Below are 21,345 nucleotides of genomic sequence, written 5' to 3'. Positions count from 1 at the left end.
ATGGCACGTGCGGTCGGCATCGACCTGGGCACGACTAACTCCGTCGTCAGCGTTCTGGAGGGCGGCGAGCCCACCGTCATCACCAACGCCGAGGGCGCCAGGACCACGCCGTCCGTCGTCGCCTTCGCCAAGAACGGTGAGGTGCTCGTCGGCGAGGTCGCCAAGCGCCAGGCGGTCACCAACGTGGACCGGACCATCCGCTCCGTCAAGCGCCACATGGGCACCGACTGGAAGATCCAGCTCGACGGCAAGGACTTCAACCCGCAGCAGATCTCCGCGTTCATCCTGCAGAAGCTGAAGCGGGACGCCGAGGCCTACCTGGGCGAGAAGGTGACCGACGCGGTCATCACCGTCCCGGCGTACTTCAACGACTCCGAGCGTCAGGCGACCAAGGAGGCCGGCGAGATCGCCGGTCTGAACGTCCTGCGCATCGTCAACGAGCCGACCGCCGCCGCGCTGGCCTACGGCCTCGACAAGGACGACCAGACCATCCTGGTCTTCGACCTCGGTGGCGGCACCTTCGACGTGTCCCTGCTGGAGATCGGCGACGGCGTCGTCGAGGTGAAGGCCACCAACGGTGACAACCACCTCGGTGGTGACGACTGGGACCAGCGGGTCGTGGACTACCTGGTCAAGCAGTTCCAGTCCGGCCACGGCGTGGACCTGTCCAAGGACAAGATGGCCCTGCAGCGCCTCCGTGAGGCCGCAGAGAAGGCCAAGATCGAGCTGTCCTCCTCCACCGAGACCTCGATCAACCTGCCCTACATCACCGCGTCCGCCGAGGGCCCGCTGCACCTGGACGAGAAGCTCACCCGCGCCCAGTTCCAGCAGCTGACGGCCGACCTGCTGGAGCGCTGCAAGACGCCGTTCCACAACGTCATCAAGGACGCCGGCATCTCCATCAACGACATCGACCACGTCGTGCTCGTCGGTGGCTCCACGCGTATGCCCGCCGTCGCCGAGCTCGTCAAGGAGCTGACCGGCGGCAAGGAGGCCAACAAGGGCGTGAACCCGGACGAGGTCGTCGCCATCGGCGCCTCGCTCCAGGCCGGTGTCCTCAAGGGTGAGGTCAAGGACGTCCTGCTGCTCGACGTCACCCCGCTGTCCCTCGGTATCGAGACCAAGGGCGGCATCATGACCAAGCTGATCGAGCGCAACACGACCATCCCGACCAAGCGCTCGGAGATCTTCACCACGGCCGAGGACAACCAGCCGTCGGTGCAGATCCAGGTCTACCAGGGCGAGCGCGAGATCGCGGCGTACAACAAGAAGCTCGGCATGTTCGAGCTGACCGGTCTGCCGCCGGCGCCGCGCGGCGTCCCGCAGATCGAGGTCTCCTTCGACATCGACGCCAACGGCATCATGCACGTCACGGCGAAGGACCTCGGCACCGGCAAGGAGCAGAAGATGACCGTCACCGGCGGCTCCTCGCTCCCGAAGGAAGAGGTCGACCGCATGCGCGAGGAGGCCGAGCGCTACGCGGAGGAGGACCACAAGCGCCGCGAGGCCGCCGAGGCCCGCAACCAGGGCGAGCAGCTGGTCTACCAGACCGAGAAGTTCCTCAAGGACAACGAGGACAAGGTCCCCGGCGAGATCAAGACCGAGGTCGAGGCCGCGGTCGGCGAGCTGAAGGAAGCCCTCAAGGGCGAGGACACCGCCGAGATCCGCACCGCCACCGAGAAGGTCGCCGCCGTCTCGCAGAAGCTGGGCCAGGCCATGTACGCCGACGCCCAGGCCGCGCAGGCCGCGGGCGGCCCCGAGGGCGCTGCTCAGGGCGGCAAGGCCGCTGACGACGACGTCGTGGACGCCGAGATCGTGGACGACGAGCGCAAGGACGGTGCCGCGTAATGACGGAGGAGACCCCGGGTTTTGACGAGAAGCCCGACGTCCCCTCCGGCGCCACCCCCGACGACGCCGAGTCGAAGGCCGCTCCCGAGAAGGGGGCGGCCCCGGCCGGGGACGGAAACGAGAACGCGGGTCTGGTGGCCCAGCTGGACCAGGTGCGCACCGCGCTGAACGAGCGCACGACGGACCTCCAGCGCCTCCAGGCCGAGTACCAGAACTACCGCCGCCGGGTCGAGCGGGACCGGATCACGGTCAAGGAGATCGCCGTCGCGAACCTCCTGACCGAGCTCCTGCCCGTGCTCGACGACATCGGCCGCGCGCGGGAACACGGTGAACTGGTCGGCGGCTTCAAGTCGGTCGGCGAGTCGCTGGAGACCGTCGCGGCCAAGATGGGCCTGCAGCAGTTCGGCAAGGAGGGCGAGCCCTTCGACCCGACCATCCACGAGGCCCTGATGCACAGTTACGCGCCGGACGTCACCGAGACGACCTGCGTGGCGATCCTGCAGCCCGGGTATCGCATCGGCGAGCGCACCATCCGCCCCGCGCGGGTGGCCGTCGCCGAGCCGCAGCCCGGCGCGCAGACCGCCAAGGCCGAGGGCGCCGAGGACACGACCGAGGCGAAGCAGGCCGGCGCCGGCGACAACAAGGAGAACGGTGGCCCGGACGAGGGCTGACGTGAAGACACCCACGGGGAAGCCGAGAAAGGGGGTACGCCGGGGATGAGCACCAAGGACTTCATCGAGAAGGACTACTACAAGGTCCTCGGCGTCCCCAAGGACGCCACCGAGGCCGAGATCAAGAAGGCGTACCGGAAGCTCGCCCGCGAGTTCCACCCGGACGCCAACAAGGGCAACGCCAAGGCCGAGGAGCGCTTCAAGGAGATCTCCGAGGCGAACGACATACTCGGCGATCCCAAGAAGCGCAAGGAGTACGACGAGGCACGCGCCCTGTTCGGCAACGGCGGCTTCCGCCCCGGGCCGGGCGCCGGCGGCTCCTTCAACTTCGACCTGGGCGACCTCTTCGGAGGCGGCGGGACCACCACCCAGGGCGGAGGCTTCGGCGGCGGACTCGGTGACGTCTTCGGGGGCCTGTTCAACCGCGGCGGCACGGGCACGACCCGGACCCAGCCGCGCCGCGGCCAGGACATCGACACCGAGGTCACGCTGAGCTTCACGGAGGCCATCGAGGGCGCCACGGTGCCCCTGCGCATGTCCTCCCAGGCGCCCTGCAAGGCCTGCTCGGGCACCGGCGACAAGAACGGCACGCCGCGCGTGTGCCCGACCTGCGTCGGCACCGGGCAGGTCGCCCGGGGCTCCGGCGGCGGCTTCTCGCTCACCGATCCCTGCCCCGACTGCAAGGGCCGCGGCCTGATCGCCGAGCACCCCTGCATGGAGTGCAAGGGCAGCGGCCGCGCGAAGTCCTCGCGCACCATGCAGGTCCGCATCCCGGCCGGGGTGACCGACGGCCAGCGCATCCGGCTGCGCGGCAAGGGCGCGCCCGGCGAGCGGGGCGGCCCGGCCGGCGACCTGTACGTGGTCGTGCACGTCGGCGCGCACCCGGTGTTCGGCCGCAAGGGCGACAACCTCACCGTCACCGTGCCGGTGACGTATCCCGAGGCGGCCCTCGGCGGCGAGGTGCGGGTGCCGACCCTCGGCGGCCCGCCCGTCACCCTGAAACTGCCGCCCGGCACGCCCAACGGCCGCACCATGCGCGCCCGGGGCAAGGGCGCGGTCCGCAAGGACGGCACCCGCGGCGACCTGTTGGTCACCGTCGAGGTGCGTGTGCCCAAGGACGTGTCGGGGAAGGCTCGTGAAGCGCTCGAGGCGTATCGCGAGGCGACCGCGGGCGAGGATCCGCGGGCGGAGCTGTTCGAGGCCGCGAAGGGAGACTGAGAGAGATGGACGGCCGTCGACGAAACCCGTATGAACTGACCGAGGAGACCCCGGTCTACGTCATCTCGGTGGCGGCCCAGCTCTCCGGACTCCACCCGCAGACGCTGCGCCAGTACGACCGGCTGGGCCTGGTCTCCCCGGACCGCACCGCCGGGCGGGGCCGCCGCTACTCGGCCCGCGACATCGAACTGCTCCGCCAGGTGCAGCAGTTGTCGCAGGACGAGGGCATCAACCTGGCCGGCATCAAGCGGATCATCGAACTGGAGAACCAGGTCGCCGCGCTGCAGTCCCGCGTCGCGGAGCTGCAGGCGGCCCTGGACGGCGCGGCGGCCGCGATGCAGCAGCGCGAGGCCGCCGTCCACGCCTCCTACCGCCGCGACCTGGTCCCGTACCAGGAGGTCCAGCAGACCAGTGCGCTGGTGGTGTGGCGGCCCAAGGGGCGGCAGCAGGACTGAGGGGAACACGGTGAAGGGGCCCGCGGGAGACCGCGGGCCCCTTCGGCGTTCCGATGTCACCGCAGGTGTTGCCGCCGTACGACCAGAGCGCCGGGGCGATGTCCTCGACCGTGAAGACGAAGGTCTCACCGTCGGGCGGTGGCGGTGTCGGACACCGGCGACAGCCACGACCACCGCCACCTCCTACACCGACAGCCCGCTCGGTCTCGCGCCTGGCTGGGTTTATTCGGTCCTCTGGTCGAGTCGGGAAAGCGGCGCACGGCCGCCGGTGATCACGACTCGCGGTGAACCGGGTTGGTTGTACCGATCTTTGCCGACCCATGAACTGCCTTTGAATGGAAGGTCCGTAAAGAGAGTTTGGAGGTGATTCCGCTGCCCCTTCACAGAGTCAGCTGAGCGTGGTGTTGCGGACTCGTTAAGTAGTTCTTCTTGACGGCGGGTGTGGCCTCCGCGTTGTCTTTTCAGACACCTGGGTCGTATAGCAGCCCTACGTCCGGAACGCACCTGAAGTGAGCCCCCGAATGCGTCGTATCGCCATATCCGTGGCCGCATCCACGATGACCCTCTCGCTCGCCGGCTGTGGCATGTTGGGAGCGACGGGGAGCGGCGCGAGCGCGAGCCCGAGCAAGGGCGGCGACATCACCGTGGGCCTGCTGCTGCCGGAGAAGGCGAACACCCGTTACGACAAGTTCGACTACCCCATCATCCAGAACAAGGTGGCCGAACTGACGGGCAAGAAGGGCCGGGTCGAGTACGCCAACGCCGACGCGGACGCCACCCGGCAGGCCTCGCAGATGCAGAAGATGATCGACGAGAAGGTCGACATCATCATGGTCGACGCGGTCGACTCGCACGCGATCGCCCCCGAGGTGCAGAAGGCCAAGGACGCGGGCATCCCGGTCATCGCCTACGACCGCCTCGCCGAGGGCCCGATCGACGCCTATGTCTCCTTCGACAACGAGCTCGTCGGCGAGGTGCAGGGCCGCACCCTGCTGGAGGCCCTCGGCTCGAGCGCCGACACCTCCAGCAAGGTCGTCATGGTGAACGGCTCGCCCACCGACCCGAACGCCAAGCAGTTCAAGCAGGGCGCCCTCTCCGAGCTGACCGGCAAGGTGACGATCGCGGCGACGTACGACACCACGGACTGGAAGCCGGAGCTCGCCGAGACCGAGATGGCCAAGGCCATCGCCGCGATCGGCAAGAACAACATCGCCGGTGTCTACGCCGCCAACGACGGCATGGCCGGCGGCGTCATCAAGGCCCTGAAGGCGGCCGGCGTCACGAACCTGCCCCCGGTCACCGGCCAGGACGCCGAACTCGACGCGGTCCAGCGGATCGTCGCCGGTGAGCAGTACATGAGCGTCTACAAGGCCTACCCGGACGAGGCCGAGGCCGCCGCGCAGATGGCCGTCGCCAAGGTCCATGGCCAGGACATCCAGTTCGACGCGCTCACCCAGGACAAGGTCGACAGCCCCACCACCAAGAGCATCCCGTCCAAGCTGATCCAGCCGGTCGCCCTGACCAAGAGCAACATCAAGTCCACGGTCATCGCGGACGGCATCTACACGGTGGCCGACATCTGCACGCCCAAGTACAAGGCGGCCTGTGCGGCGCTCGGCCTGAAGTAGCGCGCCACAGCGGGCCGGGGTTCCGCGAAGTGCTCCCGCCCCGCGCCACCCCCGTGGGCGCGGGGCACGGCCCCGGCGGGGCGGGGGGGGGGTGCCGGGCCGGGGCCGGTCCGGGTGCTGGAGTGACACCCGGGGGAAGCGGGACCAACGATGCCGTGACGCGGTCCGCCCCACCACCATCAGCTTGTTGCAATGCGAGGGGCGGAGCCTGCCCGATACCCGGACATAACGCCGTTTTACGGCGGCCCTGTTGCGGAGAGCCGTGTTGCGGACCCGGTCGGCGCCCGCGCATAGTTGCGCTGCGGAAGTGGCAGCACACCGGGGGTGAAATGGGCGATGGCCGGGCGCGGGGCGGAGGAACATCCACACGGCGCCGACCGACTGTGCGCGGCCGGCGACCGGGTCTATTCCCGGGCCGTACGCCGGGGTCGCGTGCCGCGCACTGATGCCGAGGCGGTGCCCTGCCTGCTGGAGCTGGCCCTGCTGCACCCGGACCCCGACGACATGGACTGGCTGGTGCCGACCTCCCCGCAGGAGGTCATGACCAGGCTGCTGCGCGGGGTCTACGACGAGGTCAGCGAGAGCCAGCGCCGGGTGGGCTCGGCGGTGGCCGCCTTCGAGTGGTACGCCGGACTCGGCCGTCAGCTGGGCGCCCTGGCCGCACCGGCCGAGGGCAGCGCGATCCGGGTGCTGGACGGGCTCTCCCGGATCCAGGCCGCGATGGACGAGGCGACCGAGGCGTGCACCACCGAGGTGCTCACCGTGCAGCCCGGCGGCATCCGCCGGGAGGCGGAGCTGACCGAGGGGCTGCACCGGGCGCTGGCCCTGCGCGGCCGCGGGGTGCGCATGCGCGACCTGTACACGCATGTGGCCCGGCACGGCCAGGGCCTGCTCAACTACCTGGAGCTGATGGGCGACACGGTGGAGGCCCGCACCCTGGACGAGGTGATCGACCGGCTCATCCTCTTCGACCGCACGGTGGCCTTCATCCCGGCCAACGCCGACCGGACGATGGCCCTGGAGCTGCGCCACCCGGCCCTGGTCGAATACCTGGTGACGGTCTTCGAGCGGCTCTGGCGCCTGGCCATCCCGCTCACCGCCCCGCTGCCCGACACCGGCATCGAAGGCATCTCGCACCGCGAGCAGTCCATCGCCGCGCTGCTCGCCGAGGGCCACCAGGACGCCGTCATCGCCGAGCGGCTCGGCATCAGCGTGCGCACCTGCCGCGCCCATATCGCCCGGCTGTCGGAGACCCTCGGCGCGGCCAGCCGTACCCAGCTGGGCGTCCGGATCGCCCAGGTCGGCCTGGACGGCCACCGCGGCTCCGGGCTGCCGGCCGGCGCGCTCACGGCTCCTGATCAAGAATCCCCGAGCGTGCGATGAGATAGCCCAGCTGGGCCCGGCTGTCGCTGCCGAGGGTGGCGGCGAGCTTGGCGATGTGCAGCCGGGCGGTGCGGATGTTCATGCCCAGGCGGTCGGCGATGACGGCGTCGGTGTGGCCCTCGACCAGGAGGGCGGCGATGGAGCGCTGGCGGGGCGTGACGCCGTTCACCGACGGCGGCTGCACCGCCTTCGGGAACATCGGCGTGGCCAGCCGCCACAGCCGCTCGAAGGTCGTGACGAAGTACTTGATCAGCGCCGGGTGGCGGACCTCCAGGGCGAGGGTGCCGTTGTCGTCGGCCGGAAGGAAGGCGACCTTGCGGTCGATGACGATGAGCCGGTCCGGCACCTCGTCCAGGCTGCGGGCCTCGGTGTCGCCGCGCCGGAAGTGCTCCAACGGCCCGTACACCTCCGGCACATGGCGCAGGGTGTGCTGGTAGAGGGTGCGGATACGGCCGCCGCGGTCCAGCAGCGCCTGGTCGCGCCGGAACGCGGTGTCGCGGGCCGTCTCTCCGCGCGGCCCGGTGAGGCCGGCGTGCGGCTGGATGGTCAGGGACTCCTCGGTGGCGTCGACCATCGCGTCCGTGATGGCCCGGTTGATCTGCTCGGTGCCGCTGAGCAGGCGCAGCATCGCCGGCTCGGTACCGGTGCCGGGCGGCTGCCCCACGCCGATCCGCAGGAGCGGCCCGAACCGTTCCACCAGCCTCTCCTCGCGCCGCCGTTCCTCGGCGACCCGGGCCGCGGAGGCGCGCAGCAGCCGGTGCAGGGCCGCGGCGGGCGCCACCGGTTCGAGCAGTCCGACGTCGTCCAGGACCGGGTGGAGCAGCCCGAAGTCGGTGAGACAGGGCACCTCGGCGGCATCCCCGGCGGGTATCCACCCCTCCCGCAGGGCCCGTTCGTACACCTCCTCACCGGCGGCGCACAACTCCTCGACCCCGTGCTCCTGATGCGTCACGCGCTCATCTCCCCCCGCTCGTCGAGAATGCCGGACTGCCCGATGAGATAGCCCAGTTGGGCGCGGCTCTCACTGCCGAGCGCGGCCGCGAGCCTGGCGATGTGCAGCCGGGCGGTGCGGACGTTCATGCCGAGCCGGTCGGCGATGACGGCGTCGGTGTGGCCCTCGACCAGGAGGGCGGCGATGGCGCGCTGGCGGGGCGTGATGCCGCCCAGGGAGGGCCGCTGGACGGCCTGGGGATACATGGGGGTGGCCAGCCTCCAGAAGCGGTCGAACGCGGTGGCCAGGTAGGCGACCAGCGGCGGATGGCGGATCTCCGCGGCCATGGTCCGGTCCGCGGTGGCGGGTACGAAGGCGACCGTCCGGTCGAGGACGATGAGGCGCTCGGGCACCTCGTCGAGGGTGCGCACCTCGACATCGCCGTCCAGGATCTCGTAGTGGGCGAGAACGGCCGGGTCGTGCCGGGTGGTGTGCTGGTAGAGGGTGCGCATCCGGCCGCCCCGCGACAGCAGCTCCTGCTCCTTGGGGAGGGCGATGGTCAGGGAGGAGACGGGGCGCTTGCCGCCCGGCTGGATGGTGAGTACCTCCTCGGAGGACTGCAGCATGGCCTGCCGGATGGCGTCGTTGATCCGCTCCAGGCCGCTGAGCAGGGTGATCTGCCCGGGCTCCGGGTCTGCGGCGGGGCCGGTGCCGAGCGCCAGCAAGGGCTCGAAGGCCTCGACCAGACGGGTCTCGGCGCGCCGCCGCCGGGCGATGTCCTCGGCGATGCCGCGCAGCAGGCGCGGGAGGGCCACGGCCGGGGCGACGGGACGCAGCCGGCGTACGTCGTCGAGGTCCGGCTGGAGCAGCCCGGAGCGGAGCACGCAGGGCACCTCGGCGGCCTCGTGTTCTCCTACGGCCCCCTCGCGCAGGGCGCGGCCGTACAGCTCCATGCCCGGTTCGCACAGTTCCTCCGGGCCGTGCCGGTGCGCACGTGTCGTCACAGTGACTCTCTTGTTCCGTCGGGCGTCAGGGCTCCTGCTTGAGAATCCCCGACTGCGCTATCAGGAAGCCGAGTTGGGCCCGGCTGCCGCTGCCCAGGGCCGTGGCGAGCTTGGCGATGTGCGCGCGGCAGGTGCGGACGTTCATGCCCAGGCGGCGCGCTATGGCCTCGTCGACGTGGCCCTCCACCAGGAGCTTGGCGATGGAGTGCTGGATCTCCGTGATGCCGTCGGGGGCGGTCTCGTAGGGTGCGCCGGTGCTCAGCGGCACCGCGCGGGCCCACATGAACTCGAACACCTTGATCAGATAGCGCACCAGGCCGGGGTGCCGGAGCTCAAGGGCGACCTGGCGGTCGTCACGGGTGGGGATGAAGGCGACGGTCTCGTCGCAGATGATGAGCCGCTCCACCAGCTCGTCGATGGTCCGGTACTCGACCTTGCCCTCGGAGAACTGGGACACGTACCCGAGCGTCTCGGGGCTGTAGCGAGCCGTGTGCTGGTAGAGGGTCCTGATGCGCACGCCGCGTTCGAGGAGCGGGCGGTCGCGTTCCAGCCCCTGCAGGAGGGTGTGTTCGAGGCGGCGGCTGGTCGGCTGCACGGTGAGCACCTCGGAGCGGCACTCGGCCGTCGCCGCGTCGAGTGCCGCGTTGATGCGGTCCAGGCCCTCCAGCACCGAGATGGCGTGCGCGGGTGTGGCGCTCTGCGCACTGAGGGCCATGAACGGTTCGAAGGCTTCGGCCAGTTCGACCGACAGCCGCCTGCGTTCGGATATCTCGCGTTCGATGGGGTTGAGCCGCTGGGCCAGGGCCACCGAGGGAGGGGTGGGGCGCAGCCAGTTCGCGTCGTCGGGGTCCGGGTGCAGGAGGGCGAACTCCATGAGGCAGGGGGCGGGTTCCACGTCGGCACGGGCGACGCGCCCCGAGCGCAGCGCCTGTGCGTAGAGGCGGCTACCCTCCTCGCAGAGCTCGGTCATCGCATGGGGATGTGACACTTTGGTCCGATTCGTTGTCAAATCTCCACCCCCCAGGGTCCTGAACATGCAGGAACATGATGCATCGATCGTGTGGCCATGACGTGCCCAAATGAGACATCGTCTTGTTTGACGGGGGGAGAGGGGACCTTCAAGTGAGGACGAAGCCGACTATGCGCAAGAGAATGCTTCGGTCGATGCTTGCCGTCACTTTCTCTGCCGTTGTGGCCATCGGCGCGCTGAGTGGCCTCTCCGGTGTGAAGCGTGACGTCATGGCGGACACCACCTGGGGAGTGGCTCCTCGGACTGTCGCCTTGAGTGCCGACAGCACCCCGTCGGCTCATCATGCCGACGGTGCAGACGACACCACCTGGGGCTGACCGATGACCACTCCACCCGACGACCGCTCCTTCCGCCGCGAGATGGCCACGGCCTACCGCTCCGGCTGGCACTTCATCGACCTGGTCACCGCCATCCCCCACAGCGGCGACTCGCTGATGGTGACCGTGTTCGGTGAGCCCGTCGTCGTGACGCGGGACGAGGAAGAGGACGTGCGGGCGTACCGGTGCCTGCGCAAGCCGCGCGGCGCGCCCCAGCCCGTGCGGTGTGCCATCCGGTACGGAATGATCTTTGTGAACCTCGACCAGCGGGACCACCGGCTCGCCGAGCCCACGGACCAGGACCTGAGGACCATCTCAGCCACCCCCCGCAGTGCCTGACGCGATTCCCCCGTCGTAAAAGATCGCTCAGGTGCTTCCCCCCGCAGCGGCGTCACCGTGACCTGAACACGGTGACGCCGCTGCAGTTTTCTGCGGACATTCCACGGTTTTTCGGGGTATGGGACCGCTTCCAGGGTGGCTGAAAGTTTTCGGTCGTCTCAGCCGTTCCCCAAGGCGCGCTCCACCTCGATCTCGATCACCACGCGCGCCGGATTCGGCCTCGGTGTCCGTTCGTAGCGCTCGGCGTAGCGCCGTACCGCCTCCGCGACCCGCTCCGGTTCCGTCCGTACCCGCGCACGCCCCTCCAGCGTGGCCCAGCGCCGGCCGTCCACCTGGCACACCGCGACCCGGGCGCCCTCCGGTCCGGCCGCGCGCACATGTCCCGCCTTCGCGCTGGCCCCGTTGGTGATCACCCTGGCCAGCCCGGCCTCCGCGTCGTACGTCACCCCCACCGGCACCACATGGGGGCTGCCGTCGGGCCGGAGCGTCGTCAGGGTGCACAGGTGGCGTTCCCGCCAGAACGCCAGGTACTGCTCGGAGTGGATCGCCATGCCCCGCAACCTAGTCCCCGCAAGACTTCCCAGCTGCCTTGAGCGGAATAGACTCAACTTTGTGTACGCTGGTTAAGTCAGCAGTGGAGAGTGTGCCCGAGGAGGAGAACGGACGACGTGGACGCCGAGCTGACCAACAGGAGCCGGGACGCGATCAACGCGGCGAGCAACCGGGCCGTGAGGGAGGGGCACCCGGATCTCACCCCTGCCCACCTGCTGCTGGCCCTGCTGCAGGGTCAGGACAACGAGAACATCACCGACCTGCTCGCCGCCGTCGAGGCCGACCAGGCCGCCGTACGCGCCGGGGCGGAGAAGCTGCTGGCCGCGCTGCCCAGCGTGACCGGCTCCACGGTCGCGCCCCCGCAACCCAATCGCGAGCTGCTGGCCGTGCTCGCCGACGCCGGCGAGCGCGCGAAGGAGCTCGGTGACGACTACCTGTCGACCGAGCACCTGCTCATCGGCATCGCCGCGAAGGGCGGCCGGGCCGGTGAGCTGCTCACCCAGCAGGGCGCCGACGCCAGGAAGCTGCTGGAGGCCTTCAAGAAGGCCAGGGGAGGACGCCGCGTGACCACCGCCGACCCCGAGGGCCAGTACAAGGCCCTGGAGAAGTTCGGCACCGACTTCACCGCCGCCGCCCGCGAGGGCCGGCTCGACCCGGTCATCGGGCGGGACCAGGAGATCCGGCGGGTCGTGCAGGTGCTCAGCCGCCGTACGAAGAACAACCCCGTCCTCATCGGCGAGCCCGGCGTCGGCAAGACCGCCGTCGTGGAGGGGCTCGCCCAGCGCATCGTCAAGGGTGACGTGCCCTCGTCGCTGAAGGACAAGCGGCTGGTCGCGCTCGACCTCGGGGCGATGGTGGCCGGCGCCAAGTACCGCGGCGAGTTCGAGGAGCGTCTGAAGGCCGTGCTGTCCGAGATCAAGGAGAGCGACGGCCAGATCATCACCTTCATCGACGAGCTGCACACCGTCGTGGGCGCCGGGGCCGGGGGCGACTCCGCCATGGACGCGGGCAACATGCTCAAGCCCATGCTGGCCCGCGGCGAGCTGCGCATGGTCGGCGCCACCACCCTGGACGAGTACCGGGAGCGGATCGAGAAGGACCCCGCGCTGGAGCGCCGCTTCCAGCAGGTACTGGTCGCCGAGCCGACCGTGGAGGACACGATCGCGATCCTCCGTGGCCTCAAGGGCCGCTACGAGGCTCACCACAAGGTCCAGATCGCGGACTCGGCGCTGGTCGCGGCGGCCACCCTCTCCGACCGCTACATCACCTCCCGCTTCCTGCCCGACAAGGCCATCGACCTCGTCGACGAGTCCGCCTCCCGCCTGCGCATGGAGATCGACTCCTCGCCCGTCGAGATCGACGAACTCCAGCGCGCCGTCGACCGGCTGAAGATGGAGGAGCTGGCGATCGCCAAGGAGACCGACCCGGCCTCCGTCGCCCGCCTGGACAAGCTGCGCCGCGACCTCGCCGACAAGGAGGAGGAGCTGCGGCACCTGACCGCCCGCTGGGAGAAGGAGAAGCAGTCCCTCAACCGGGTCGGTGAGCTGAAGGAGAAGCTGGACGACCTGCGCGGCCAGGCCGAACGCGCCCAGCGCGACGGCGACTTCGACACCGCCGCCAAGCTGCTGTACGGCGAGATCCCGCAGCTGGAGAAGGAGCTGGAGGCCGCCTCCGAGGCCGAGGAGGAGGCATCCAAGGACACCATGGTCAAGGAGGAGGTCGGCCCCGACGACATCGCGGACGTCGTCGCCGCCTGGACCGGCATCCCGGCCGGCCGCCTGCTGGAGGGCGAGACGCAGAAACTGCTGCGCATGGAGGACGAGCTGGGCAGGCGGCTCATCGGCCAGGCCGAGGCGGTCCGCGCGGTGAGCGATGCCGTACGGCGCTCCCGGGCCGGCATCGCCGACCCCGACCGCCCCACCGGCTCCTTCCTCTTCCTCGGCCCGACCGGCGTCGGCAAGACCGAACTCGCCAAGGCGCTCGCGGACTTCCTCTTCGACGACGAACGGGCCATGGTCCGCATCGACATGTCGGAGTACGGCGAGAAGCACAGCGTGGCCCGGCTGGTGGGCGCGCCTCCCGGCTACGTCGGCTACGAGGAGGGCGGCCAGCTCACGGAGGCCGTCCGCCGCCGCCCGTACTCCGTCGTCCTGCTGGACGAGGTGGAGAAGGCCCACCCCGAGGTCTTCGACATCCTGCTCCAGGTGCTGGACGACGGCCGCCTGACCGACGGTCAGGGCCGCACGGTCGACTTCCGCAACACCATCCTGGTGCTCACCTCCAACCTGGGCAGCCAGTTCCTGGTCGACCCGTTGACGAGCGAGGCGGAGAAGAAGGAGCAGGTCCTGGAGGTGGTCCGGAGCTCCTTCAAGCCGGAGTTCCTCAACCGCCTCGACGACCTGGTGGTCTTCTCGGCGCTGACCAAGCCCGAGCTGGAGCGGATCGCACAGCTCCAGATCGACCGGCTCGGCAGGCGCCTGGCCGAGCGCCGGCTCACGCTGGACGTCACCCCCGAGGCGCTGGCCTGGCTGGCGGAGGAGGGCCTGGACCCGGCGTACGGCGCCCGCCCGCTGCGCCGCCTCGTCCAGACCGCCATCGGCGACCGCCTCGCCAAGGAGATCCTCGCCGGCGAGATCAAGGACGGCGACACGGTCCGCGTCGACCGCTTCGGCGAGGGCCTGCTGGTGGGGCCGGCGACCGGCAAGACGCTGTGACGCTCACGCGGGGAACGCGGGGAACGCGGGGAACGCGGGGAACGCGGGGAACGCGGGGAACCGTACGAGGGCCCGGCCCGGGCCCTCGTATGTCACCTCCACACCTCCACCGTGACCGCGCCCGCGCCGTTCAGGTCCCCACCATGTCGACCCCACTGGTTCACCGGCCGTCCACCCGACCAGCCGGATCGTGTCAGCCCACGGCTGACAGTCGGCGTCGGGGCTTGCACCCCCCCTCCCCCCGTGGGGGAGGATGGCGGAATCCGCATGAAGGGAAAAACACGGTGAGCATCGACCCGTCCTCGATTCCGAACTTCGGGGGCCAGCCCGAACCGCAGCCCCAAGGACCGGCGGGCCCCGTCGTCCCGGATCAGGACCTCGTGAAACAGCTCCTCGACCAGATGGAGCTGAAGTACGTCGTCGACGAGGAGGGTGACCTCGCGGCTCCGTGGGAGCAGTTCCGCACCTACTTCATGTTCCGCGGAGAGGCCGAGCAGGCCGTCTTCTCGGTGCGGACCTTCTACGACCGCCCGCACAAGATCGACGAGAAGCCGCAGCTGCTGGAGTCCCTCGACGACTGGAACCGCCGCACCCTGTGGCCCAAGGTGTACACCCACACCCACGACGACGGCACCGTCCGGCTGATCGGCGAAGCCCAGATGCTGATCGGCACGGGCGTCGACATCAACCACTTCGTCTCCTCGACCGTCAGCTGGGTGCGGGCCGCGATCGAGTTCGACCGGTGGCTCGTCGAGCAGCTCGGCCTGGAGCAGGAGGTCAACGAGGCGGACGAGAACCCCGAGGAAGACGGCGAGTAAGCGCCGCCCCACCGCCTACAGCGGTGCCTGCGCGTACACCACCAGGTACGCGCCGTAGACATAGCTGAGCCCGGCCAGGGCCGCGACCAGCACGGTCGCGTGCCAGGGCCGGGCTCTCGCCGTGCGCGCCAGGCCCCGGGCCAGCGGCAGCAGCAGCGGGAACGCCGGCAGCAGGAACCGCGGCTTGGACTCGAAGAAGCCCGACCCGCCGAGCGCGACCAGCAGCAGCACCCCGCTGAACACCAGCAGCGGCAGCGGAGCGCGGTCCAGCAGGAGCAGCGCGTACAGCACCGTCGCCGCCGCGACCAGGACCAGCGCCATCGGGAACACGAACTGGCTGCCGTGCAGCAGCATCGCCCGCACGAACTGCAGCGAACCGCGCCCGAAGTCGAACGTCGACCCCCACAGCCGCTGCACCTCGAAGTAGCCCCCGAGCAGATCACCCTTGCGCCGCCCGACCCACAGCACATAGCCCGTCCAGCCCAGCGGGGCGAGTGCCGCGCCCGTCCACAGCCTGTGGGAAACCCTTCCGCGGCGCCGCCACACCTCGGCCCCGGCCGCGGTCAGCACCGCGGCGGCGACCGCGAACCCGTTCGGCCGGGCCAGCCCCGCGCCCGCGGCCAGCGCGCCCGCCCACACCCAGTTCCCGGCCAGCAGCGCATACAGCGACCAGGCCGCGAACGCGGTCAGCACCGGCTCGGTGTACGCCATCGACAGCACCACCGCGTGCGGCAGCAGCCCCCACACCAGCACCAGCGCGACACCGGTGGCCCGCCCGTGCAGCCGGGAGCCGACCGCGTGGATCCCGGCGGCGGCCACGGCGGCCCCGGACCACGAGATCAACAGCCCGGCGATGCCGCCGCCGACCGGGACCAGCGCCGTGACCGCCCGCAGCAGCGCCGGGTACAGCGGGAAGAACGCGAGGTCGCTGTGCGGGCCCGGGTCGTGGGAGGGCAGGTCGTGACCGTAGCCGTGCACCGCGATGCCCAGGTACCAGACCGAGTCCCAGGACCGGCCGAGCAGGTGCAGGGGGTGTCGGCCGGCGATGTGCGCGACGAGGGCCAGCACGGCCACCCCGGTGAGCCGCACACCGAGAAAGAGCCCTACGGCGGCGCCGCCCGCGCGGACGAGGGAGGGCCGGGCGCGGTCTCGCTGCGCCGGCCCCGGCGCGGCTACGGGCGGGGACAGGGTGGTGCTGGCCTGGGTCACATCTGAGCACCATGCGTGACGGTGAGGTTCTGCCGCACGGTGAAGCGCCGTTGTCGCCTGCGTCGTCACCCGTCTGCGGGCTCGCCGCCCCCCGAGGGCGCTCACATCGCGAACCCGAATGAGTCCTCACTCGGCCACGGCTACCTCCACGCTGTCGAAGAACCAGGTGTCGAGGTCCTGGATCCGCGCCTCGACCTCACCCGTGTCGGCGCCGGCCACCAGAGCCTGCCCGGCGCGGACGTTGGTGGCCGCAGAGAAGTCGGGGGCCGTGTCGCCGGGCGCGAGCCGGATCTCCGCATGGAGCACGCCGGGACGCTCGAGCACCTGCGCGGGCGAGGGCACCGAGGTCAGCTCGCCCTGAGGGGTGCGCAGGGTGACACCGCCGTGGCAGGACCGCGAGCGCACCGGCACGTCCGGGACCGCCGTGGGGAGACCGAGCACGGCGCGGGCCCACTCCTCGTGCAGGTCGACGGCGAAGGTCAGCTCGGTGAGCCGGTCCGCCTTCCCGCCGCCCACCCGGGCGGCGCACTCGCCGAAGACCGCGTCCGCGCCGTCCCAGAAGACCTCCAGGTGGAAGACGCCGTCGTGGTGGTCCAGCGCCTTGAGCGCGGCCTCGGCCAGGGACCGGGTCCGCTCGTACAGGTCGGGGCTCTCGTGTTCGGGCACGGCGAGGTAGGCGACCAGTCCGCCGTCGTGGACCTCGATCAGGTTCTGCAGGTAGCGGGAGAGGGAGAAGAGCCGGATCTCGCCGTCGCGCACCACTCCGTCGACGAAGAACTCCCGGCCGGGGACGAACTCCTCCAGCAGCCACGGTCCGTCCTGCCCCGCAGCGGCGCGCATCGCCTCGTCGTCGCGGACCACGACGGTGTGCTTCGCCCCGGCGCCGTCCAGCGGCTTCAACACCAGCGGAAAGCGGAGCGCCGGGGCGAGCGGCGCCTCGGCGTCGTCGAGCACCGCGCAGGCGGCCGTGGGCAGGCCGGCGCCGCGTACCTGGGTCTTCTGGACGAACTTGTCCCGCATGGCGAGGGTGCGCGCCGAGCCGGTGCCGCGCACGCCGCCCAGCTCGGCCACGACCGCCGCTTGCACCAGGCAGAACTCCAGTCCGCTGCAGACGACGCCGAAGTCGGCCACGCGCAGCGCCTGCCGTGCCAGACCGCCGAGGATGTCCTCCACGCTCGTCGGATCCGGCACCACGACCGCGGTCGCGCCCGCGGCGCGCGCGGCGGCCGCATCCCGCGCGGTGACGACGCAGGTGACCTGGGCGCCGACGCGCGTCAGCGCCGTAACCGACTGGACCGCCCAGCCGATGTGCAGGACGGGATTGGGGACGTGGGACATGGCTGGTCCTTGTCTGGAGCGCTCTCGGGTGCAGGGCTTGTGCTTCGGGGTCCGGGTCCGGGCAGGTGGGATCGGGCAGGGCGGCGTCCCGGTGGGCGCCGCCCGACCGTTGCCGGGCGCCCGGCTACCAGGCGGTCATCGGCTCGCCGGCGACGAGCTGCGAGGTGAAGCCGTCCGGACCGACCGCGGGCTCACCGAGGACGGTGACCCGGTGCATCACCCGGTCCACGTCCAGGTGGGAGAAGTCGGTGGGCGCGAAGTGGCAGGTGGAGCGGTTGTCCCAGAAGGCGATGCTGCCCGGCTCCCACTGGAACCGGACCGTGTACTCGGCCGAGGTGAGGTGCTCGAAGAGCAGGTCGAGCAGGCGGCGGCTCTCCAGCCGGTTCAGGCCCATGATCCGGGTGGTGGAACCGGGGCTGACGAACAGCGCCTTCTCCCCCGTCTCCGGATGGACCCGGACCACGGGATGGATGGCCACCTCCGGCTCGGCGCAGTACTTCGCCAGGATCTCCCGGTCGCGCTCGTCGGAGTGCATCAGGTGCACGGCGGTGAAGAAGGCGTGCTCGGCCTGCAGCCCGTCGACCAGGCGCCGCAGCGGCTCGGAGAGGCCCTCGTAGGCGGCGACGGTGTTGGTCCACTGGGTGTCCCCGCCGAAGGCGGGCGTGGTCTCGGCGCGCAGCATCGAGGCCGTGGGCGGGTTGACGGCCGGGGTCAGATCGCTGTGCCAACCGGCGAGCGGCGAGACCCACTTGGCGCGGAAGTGCTCCTCGAAGTCCTTGCCGTAGCGCTCGACGTCGGCCTTGGCGTCGACCGTGAGGATCTCCGGAAAGCCCTCGGGGTGGACGCCGTGCTTCGCACCCGGGCGCCGGGTCAGGTGCCCGAAACGCCGCCCGAGGGCGACGTGGCGGGCGTGGCCGATGTCCTGGCCACGGAAGAACACGACCTTGTGTTCGAGCACGGCCTGCCAGATCCCGGCCACGACCTCGTCGGACAGCTCCGTGGAGAGGTCGACGCCATGGATCTCGGCGCCGATCCGGCCGGCCACACGACGGACGTCGAGTCGGGCCGGGGCGACGGTGGTCATCAGTGTCAGCTCCTGGAATCGCTTGGGGGGAACTTGGGGGGAACAGAGAACAGAGAACGGAGGAAGGGGGAGGGCGCGGCTCAGCCGTGGACGGCCTGGATCCAGAGCGGGAGCAGGACCAGGGACGCCACCGAGCTCTTGATGACGAGTGAGGCCGACAGGCCGACGTCCACGTTGTAGCGCTGCGCGAAGATGAACAGGTTCTGCGGTGCCGGCATGGCCGCGATCAGGACCAGGTACTGCAGCCAGACTCCGGACACGCCGAGCACCAGCCCGCACAGCGCCCAGGTGAACAGCGGGAAGAGCAGGCACTTGAAGCCGACCAGCCAGAGCTCCTCGACCGAGGTCCCGCGCAGGGCGAGGCCGGCGCCGCCGATGTGGAGGCCGAGTGCGAACAGCGCGACCGGAGAGGCACTGGCCCCCACGAAGGAGAACCCGTCGAGCAGCGACGCGGGCACGTGCACCGACGTGAGGTTGAGCAGGATGCCGAGATTGCAGGCCAGCACGACCGGGGTGTTGAGGGAGGACCACAGAGCCCGTCCCAGCCGCTTGAGCGGGTTGCCGCTGCCCTCTTCGGCCGGGCCCAGCTCCATGATCAGGATGACCAGGGAGGAGAGCACGCACACCTGGAACAGCAGGATCGGGAAGATCGGCGCGGCGGTGCCGAAGAGCATGATGAACACCGGCACCGCGAAGTAGGCGGTGTTCACCTGCACCCCGGCCATGATCCGCATGGCCGTGCTCCGGGTGTCGGCCCCGACCATCAGCCGGGCCACCAGCCCCACCGCCAGCACCCCGACGAAGGCGCCGGTCACGTAGCCGGAGATGGCACGCCAGTAGAACAGCGCGTGCAGGTCGCTCCGGTAGATGTTGGTGAGCAGGTAGCAGGGGATGGCGAACAGGAACGCGAAGTCGGAGAACACCTTGGAGCTGTCGGCGGGAACGATCTTTCGTCGGGCGAAGACCGCCCCCACCCCGAACGCGAGGACGACCGGGACCAGCTTCGTCAGGACCGCTAGCGCGCCCATGTGTCGCTGACCGTCAGCTCACCGGTTCCGGTGGTCAGTTCCTGGTAGGCGGCGACGATCTCGCCGATCACCTTGTGTCCGGCCAGGGTGTAGCGCCGGTCGTCGATGCGGGCCACCGGCAGGATCTCACAGGCCGTGCCGCACTCGAAGGCGCCGTCGGCCTCGTCGACGAACTCCGGCCGCAGGTCGGTCACCTCGCACGGGATGCCCAGGTGCTCGGCGATGCGCAGGACGCACGCCCGGGTGATGCCGTCGATGGTGCTGCGGGTGGTGGGCGTGTGGAGCGTGCCGTCCTTGGTGAAGAACAGATGGGCCCCGGTGGCCTCCGCGATGAAGCCCTCGCTGTCGAGCAGCAGGGCGTCGTCGAAGCCGGCGCGCAGTGCCTCGTTCTTGCTGATCGTCCCGATCATGTAGTTGCCGGCCGCCTTGCTCTTGACCGGCGCCGTGTCGGGAGCCGGACGGCGGTACCGGCCGACCGTGAGCGCGATCCCCTTGTCCAGCACGTCGGCGGGCGCGTAGTAGCCGGCCGGCACCTCCCACGCGGCCACGGAGACATGCACCGAGGTCCGCAGGGCGGCGGTCTGGATCACCTCGGAGCCGCGCCAGGCGTTCATCCGGACGTACCCGTCCACGATCCCGGCTGCGGCGATCGCCGCAGCCGTCGCCGCGCACAGCTCGTCGTCGCCGTACGGCAGGTCGAAGTCGAGGAGGGCGGCCGAGGAACGCAGCCGCTCCACGTGGGCGCGCGCCAGGAACGGCTTGCCGCCGTAGACCCGCACGCCTTCGAAAACGCTGCTGGCGTAGTGCAGGCCGTGGGTGAGGACGTGGATCCGGGCGTCGGCCCAGTCCACGAGCCGGCCGTCGTACCAGAGGCGGCCGGAGCGTTGGTCGAAGGGAATCACGGGGCGGCTCACAGGGCGAGATCGAAAAGGTGGTGCTGGAGGTCGCCGACGAGGGCGACGAAGCGGCGCTGGTGCTGGGTCAGGCTGCGGACCGAGACGCCGTGCAGAGCCAGCGGGTTGATCGGGTACAGCACCAGCGTGTTGGAGCGGTAGGGGACGGTGGTGACCTCCTCCACGTGGGAGGGGTCGATGTCGTAGCGGTTGTCACCGTACTCGGACTTGCTGGTGAAGAACTTCGGCGCATCGCTGCGGTAGCGGTACAGCACGAGGTCGCCGCCGGTGGCGTCGTCCTCGGGCAGCCGCATGTAGAACAGGCCGCCGAAGAGCTTGTACGGCTTGTCGACGTGCGGCCCCCGGTAGGCGGACGGGCGGCCGGTGACGGCGGAGTTGATGACCGCGGTGCAGTCCATCAGGATGTCGTGGGTCTCGAAGGAGTTGCGGTGGCGTCGACCGACGCGCAGGTCGTGCAGCGGGCCGCAGATCTTCTCGGCGTCCGGGTTGGCCGCGATCAGGTCCTCGTAGAACAGCTCGAGGAATTCGGCGTAGAACTCCGGGGACGAGTGGTAGGTGACGAAGTCCTTCCACACCTGCGGCAGCGTCTCGTCCCTGAGGACCAGCTCCGACATGTAGTTGTAGCGCTCGTTCGAGGTGATCGGCTTGCCGATCCGCTCGCTGATGTGCTCGGCGGTCGGCATCGTCGTCGCCAGCGCCTGGTACAGCTCGTCGCCCAGCGGGTTCTCCAGCACGACGTGCGGGAACGGGTCGCGTCGGATGTCCGCCTTGGTGGCCTTGGCCAGCAGGGACTGGATCGGTATGCGGGTTTCGTCCATCGCGGTCTCTCCTGTGGGTGGGTTCTTCTCGGTCGGACGGAGGGGC

At 70.4% G+C, this 21,345-nt stretch carries 19 protein-coding genes; 9 read left to right on the top strand and 10 right to left on the bottom strand.

Translation table 11 applies throughout. From position 1 onward, the window contains the following. The 6 genes from dnaK (at position 1) to ACWC2T_RS04070 (ending at position 7,203) form a co-directional block, all read left to right on the top strand. A complete protein-coding gene (gene dnaK / locus ACWC2T_RS04095) occupies positions 1-1,848 on the top strand; it encodes a molecular chaperone DnaK (protein ID WP_055705133.1) in 1,848 nt (615 codons plus the stop codon). Continuing rightward, positions 1,848-2,519, top strand: a complete 672-nt coding sequence (gene grpE / locus ACWC2T_RS04090; RefSeq protein WP_450668886.1) for a nucleotide exchange factor GrpE — start codon at positions 1,848-1,850, stop codon at positions 2,517-2,519. Before dnaK ends, grpE begins: the two co-directional genes overlap by 1 nt. 45 nt (positions 2,520-2,564) lie before the next feature. Beyond that, positions 2,565-3,737 carry a molecular chaperone DnaJ gene (dnaJ, locus tag ACWC2T_RS04085; RefSeq protein WP_450668885.1) on the top strand — a complete coding sequence of 391 codons (1,173 nt, stop codon included), beginning with the start codon at positions 2,565-2,567 and terminating at the stop codon, positions 3,735-3,737. Between the two features lie 5 nt (positions 3,738-3,742). Continuing rightward, a complete protein-coding gene (locus ACWC2T_RS04080; protein WP_351209734.1) occupies positions 3,743-4,192 on the top strand; it encodes a heat shock protein transcriptional repressor HspR in 450 nt (149 codons plus the stop codon). 521 nt (positions 4,193-4,713) lie between these two features. Next, positions 4,714-5,820, top strand: coding sequence for a sugar ABC transporter substrate-binding protein (locus ACWC2T_RS04075; RefSeq protein WP_450668884.1), 1,107 nt, complete (start codon positions 4,714-4,716; stop codon positions 5,818-5,820). Between the two features lie 336 nt (positions 5,821-6,156). Next, entirely contained in the window at positions 6,157-7,203 is a 1,047-nt protein-coding gene (locus ACWC2T_RS04070) for a LuxR C-terminal-related transcriptional regulator (protein ID WP_450668883.1), read from the top strand. Here the strand turns inward: ACWC2T_RS04070 and ACWC2T_RS04065 are convergent. From ACWC2T_RS04065 to ACWC2T_RS04055, 3 genes are read right to left on the bottom strand one after another with little or no spacing between them, the layout of a single operon-like run. Further along, positions 7,166-8,155 (bottom strand): helix-turn-helix transcriptional regulator, encoded by a 990-nt coding sequence (locus ACWC2T_RS04065; protein ID WP_450668882.1) that lies wholly within the window; start codon positions 8,153-8,155, stop codon positions 7,166-7,168. The genes ACWC2T_RS04070 and ACWC2T_RS04065 overlap by 38 nt on opposite strands. After that, a complete protein-coding gene (locus tag ACWC2T_RS04060; protein WP_450668881.1) occupies positions 8,152-9,138 on the bottom strand; it encodes a LuxR C-terminal-related transcriptional regulator in 987 nt (328 codons plus the stop codon). The genes ACWC2T_RS04065 and ACWC2T_RS04060 overlap by 4 nt, the downstream gene beginning before the upstream one ends. Positions 9,139-9,163: 25 nt before the next feature. Beyond that, positions 9,164-10,108 carry a helix-turn-helix transcriptional regulator gene (locus ACWC2T_RS04055; RefSeq protein ID WP_450668880.1) on the bottom strand — a complete coding sequence of 315 codons (945 nt, stop codon included), beginning with the start codon at positions 10,106-10,108 and terminating at the stop codon, positions 9,164-9,166. A 380-nt stretch (positions 10,109-10,488) separates the two neighbouring features. Between ACWC2T_RS04055 and ACWC2T_RS04050 the strand changes: the two genes are divergently transcribed. Continuing rightward, entirely contained in the window at positions 10,489-10,824 is a 336-nt protein-coding gene (locus tag ACWC2T_RS04050) for a hypothetical protein (RefSeq protein ID WP_351209750.1), read from the top strand. 158 nt (positions 10,825-10,982) lie between these two features. On the opposite strand, the gene ACWC2T_RS04045 is transcribed toward ACWC2T_RS04050, so the two are convergent. Next, positions 10,983-11,375, bottom strand: a complete 393-nt coding sequence (locus ACWC2T_RS04045) for a pyridoxamine 5'-phosphate oxidase family protein (RefSeq protein ID WP_450668879.1) — start codon at positions 11,373-11,375, stop codon at positions 10,983-10,985. Between the two features lie 117 nt (positions 11,376-11,492). Here ACWC2T_RS04045 and clpB point away from each other — a divergent pair, with 117 nt between their 5' ends. Together clpB and ACWC2T_RS04035 are read left to right on the top strand one after the other, a co-directional pair. Then, on the top strand, positions 11,493-14,090 hold the full coding sequence (gene clpB / locus ACWC2T_RS04040; protein ID WP_450668878.1) for an ATP-dependent chaperone ClpB: 2,598 nt from the start codon (positions 11,493-11,495) through the stop codon (positions 14,088-14,090). Positions 14,091-14,374: 284 nt separating this feature from the next. Further along, positions 14,375-14,908, top strand: a complete 534-nt coding sequence (locus ACWC2T_RS04035; RefSeq protein WP_450668877.1) for a YbjN domain-containing protein — start codon at positions 14,375-14,377, stop codon at positions 14,906-14,908. 15 nt (positions 14,909-14,923) lie between these two features. On the opposite strand, the gene ACWC2T_RS04030 is transcribed toward ACWC2T_RS04035, so the two are convergent. From ACWC2T_RS04030 to ACWC2T_RS04005, 6 genes are all read right to left on the bottom strand, one after another. After that, positions 14,924-16,117: a hypothetical protein gene (locus tag ACWC2T_RS04030; RefSeq protein WP_450668876.1), complete on the bottom strand. Its 1,194-nt coding sequence runs from the start codon at positions 16,115-16,117 to the stop codon at positions 14,924-14,926. A 126-nt stretch (positions 16,118-16,243) separates the two neighbouring features. After that, the gene (locus tag ACWC2T_RS04025; RefSeq protein ID WP_450668875.1) at positions 16,244-17,455 is read right to left on the bottom strand and encodes an ATP-grasp domain-containing protein; all 1,212 of its coding nucleotides are present in this window, start codon (positions 17,453-17,455) and stop codon (positions 16,244-16,246) included. Positions 17,456-17,579: 124 nt separating this feature from the next. After that, on the bottom strand, positions 17,580-18,539 hold the full coding sequence (locus tag ACWC2T_RS04020) for a TauD/TfdA dioxygenase family protein (RefSeq protein WP_450668874.1): 960 nt from the start codon (positions 18,537-18,539) through the stop codon (positions 17,580-17,582). A gap of 80 nt (positions 18,540-18,619) precedes the next feature. Then, positions 18,620-19,567, bottom strand: coding sequence for an AEC family transporter (locus ACWC2T_RS04015; RefSeq protein WP_450668873.1), 948 nt, complete (start codon positions 19,565-19,567; stop codon positions 18,620-18,622). After that, positions 19,555-20,481, bottom strand: coding sequence for an aminotransferase class IV (locus ACWC2T_RS04010; RefSeq protein WP_450668872.1), 927 nt, complete (start codon positions 20,479-20,481; stop codon positions 19,555-19,557). Before ACWC2T_RS04010 ends, ACWC2T_RS04015 begins: the two co-directional genes overlap by 13 nt. Then, complete coding sequence (locus tag ACWC2T_RS04005) at positions 20,478-21,299, bottom strand: hypothetical protein (protein ID WP_450668871.1); 822 nt, start codon at positions 21,297-21,299, stop codon at positions 20,478-20,480. Before ACWC2T_RS04005 ends, ACWC2T_RS04010 begins: the two co-directional genes overlap by 4 nt. Positions 21,300-21,345 lie beyond the last annotated feature (46 nt).

This window comes from Streptomyces sp. NPDC001393 (genome assembly GCF_053597455.1).
This window is presented reverse-complemented; position numbering and strand designations above follow the sequence as displayed.

What these genes read in the sequence shown, in the direction of transcription:
- ACWC2T_RS04070 (WP_450668883.1), top strand. Translation starts at nt 6,157, where the DNA reads ATGGCCGGGCGCGGGGCGGAGGAACATCCACACGGCGCCGACCGACTG.
- ACWC2T_RS04015 (WP_450668873.1), bottom strand. Translation starts at nt 19,567, where the DNA reads ATGGGCGCGCTAGCGGTCCTGACGAAGCTGGTCCCGGTCGTCCTCGCG.
- ACWC2T_RS04020 (WP_450668874.1), bottom strand. Translation starts at nt 18,539, where the DNA reads ATGACCACCGTCGCCCCGGCCCGACTCGACGTCCGTCGTGTGGCCGGC.
- grpE (WP_450668886.1), top strand. Translation starts at nt 1,848, where the DNA reads ATGACGGAGGAGACCCCGGGTTTTGACGAGAAGCCCGACGTCCCCTCC.
- dnaK (WP_055705133.1), top strand. Translation starts at nt 1, where the DNA reads ATGGCACGTGCGGTCGGCATCGACCTGGGCACGACTAACTCCGTCGTC.
- ACWC2T_RS04050 (WP_351209750.1), top strand. Translation starts at nt 10,489, where the DNA reads ATGACCACTCCACCCGACGACCGCTCCTTCCGCCGCGAGATGGCCACG.
- dnaJ (WP_450668885.1), top strand. Translation starts at nt 2,565, where the DNA reads ATGAGCACCAAGGACTTCATCGAGAAGGACTACTACAAGGTCCTCGGC.
- ACWC2T_RS04080 (WP_351209734.1), top strand. Translation starts at nt 3,743, where the DNA reads ATGGACGGCCGTCGACGAAACCCGTATGAACTGACCGAGGAGACCCCG.
- ACWC2T_RS04055 (WP_450668880.1), bottom strand. Translation starts at nt 10,108, where the DNA reads ATGACCGAGCTCTGCGAGGAGGGTAGCCGCCTCTACGCACAGGCGCTG.
- ACWC2T_RS04005 (WP_450668871.1), bottom strand. Translation starts at nt 21,299, where the DNA reads ATGGACGAAACCCGCATACCGATCCAGTCCCTGCTGGCCAAGGCCACC.
- ACWC2T_RS04045 (WP_450668879.1), bottom strand. Translation starts at nt 11,375, where the DNA reads ATGGCGATCCACTCCGAGCAGTACCTGGCGTTCTGGCGGGAACGCCAC.
- ACWC2T_RS04075 (WP_450668884.1), top strand. Translation starts at nt 4,714, where the DNA reads ATGCGTCGTATCGCCATATCCGTGGCCGCATCCACGATGACCCTCTCG.
- ACWC2T_RS04025 (WP_450668875.1), bottom strand. Translation starts at nt 17,455, where the DNA reads ATGTCCCACGTCCCCAATCCCGTCCTGCACATCGGCTGGGCGGTCCAG.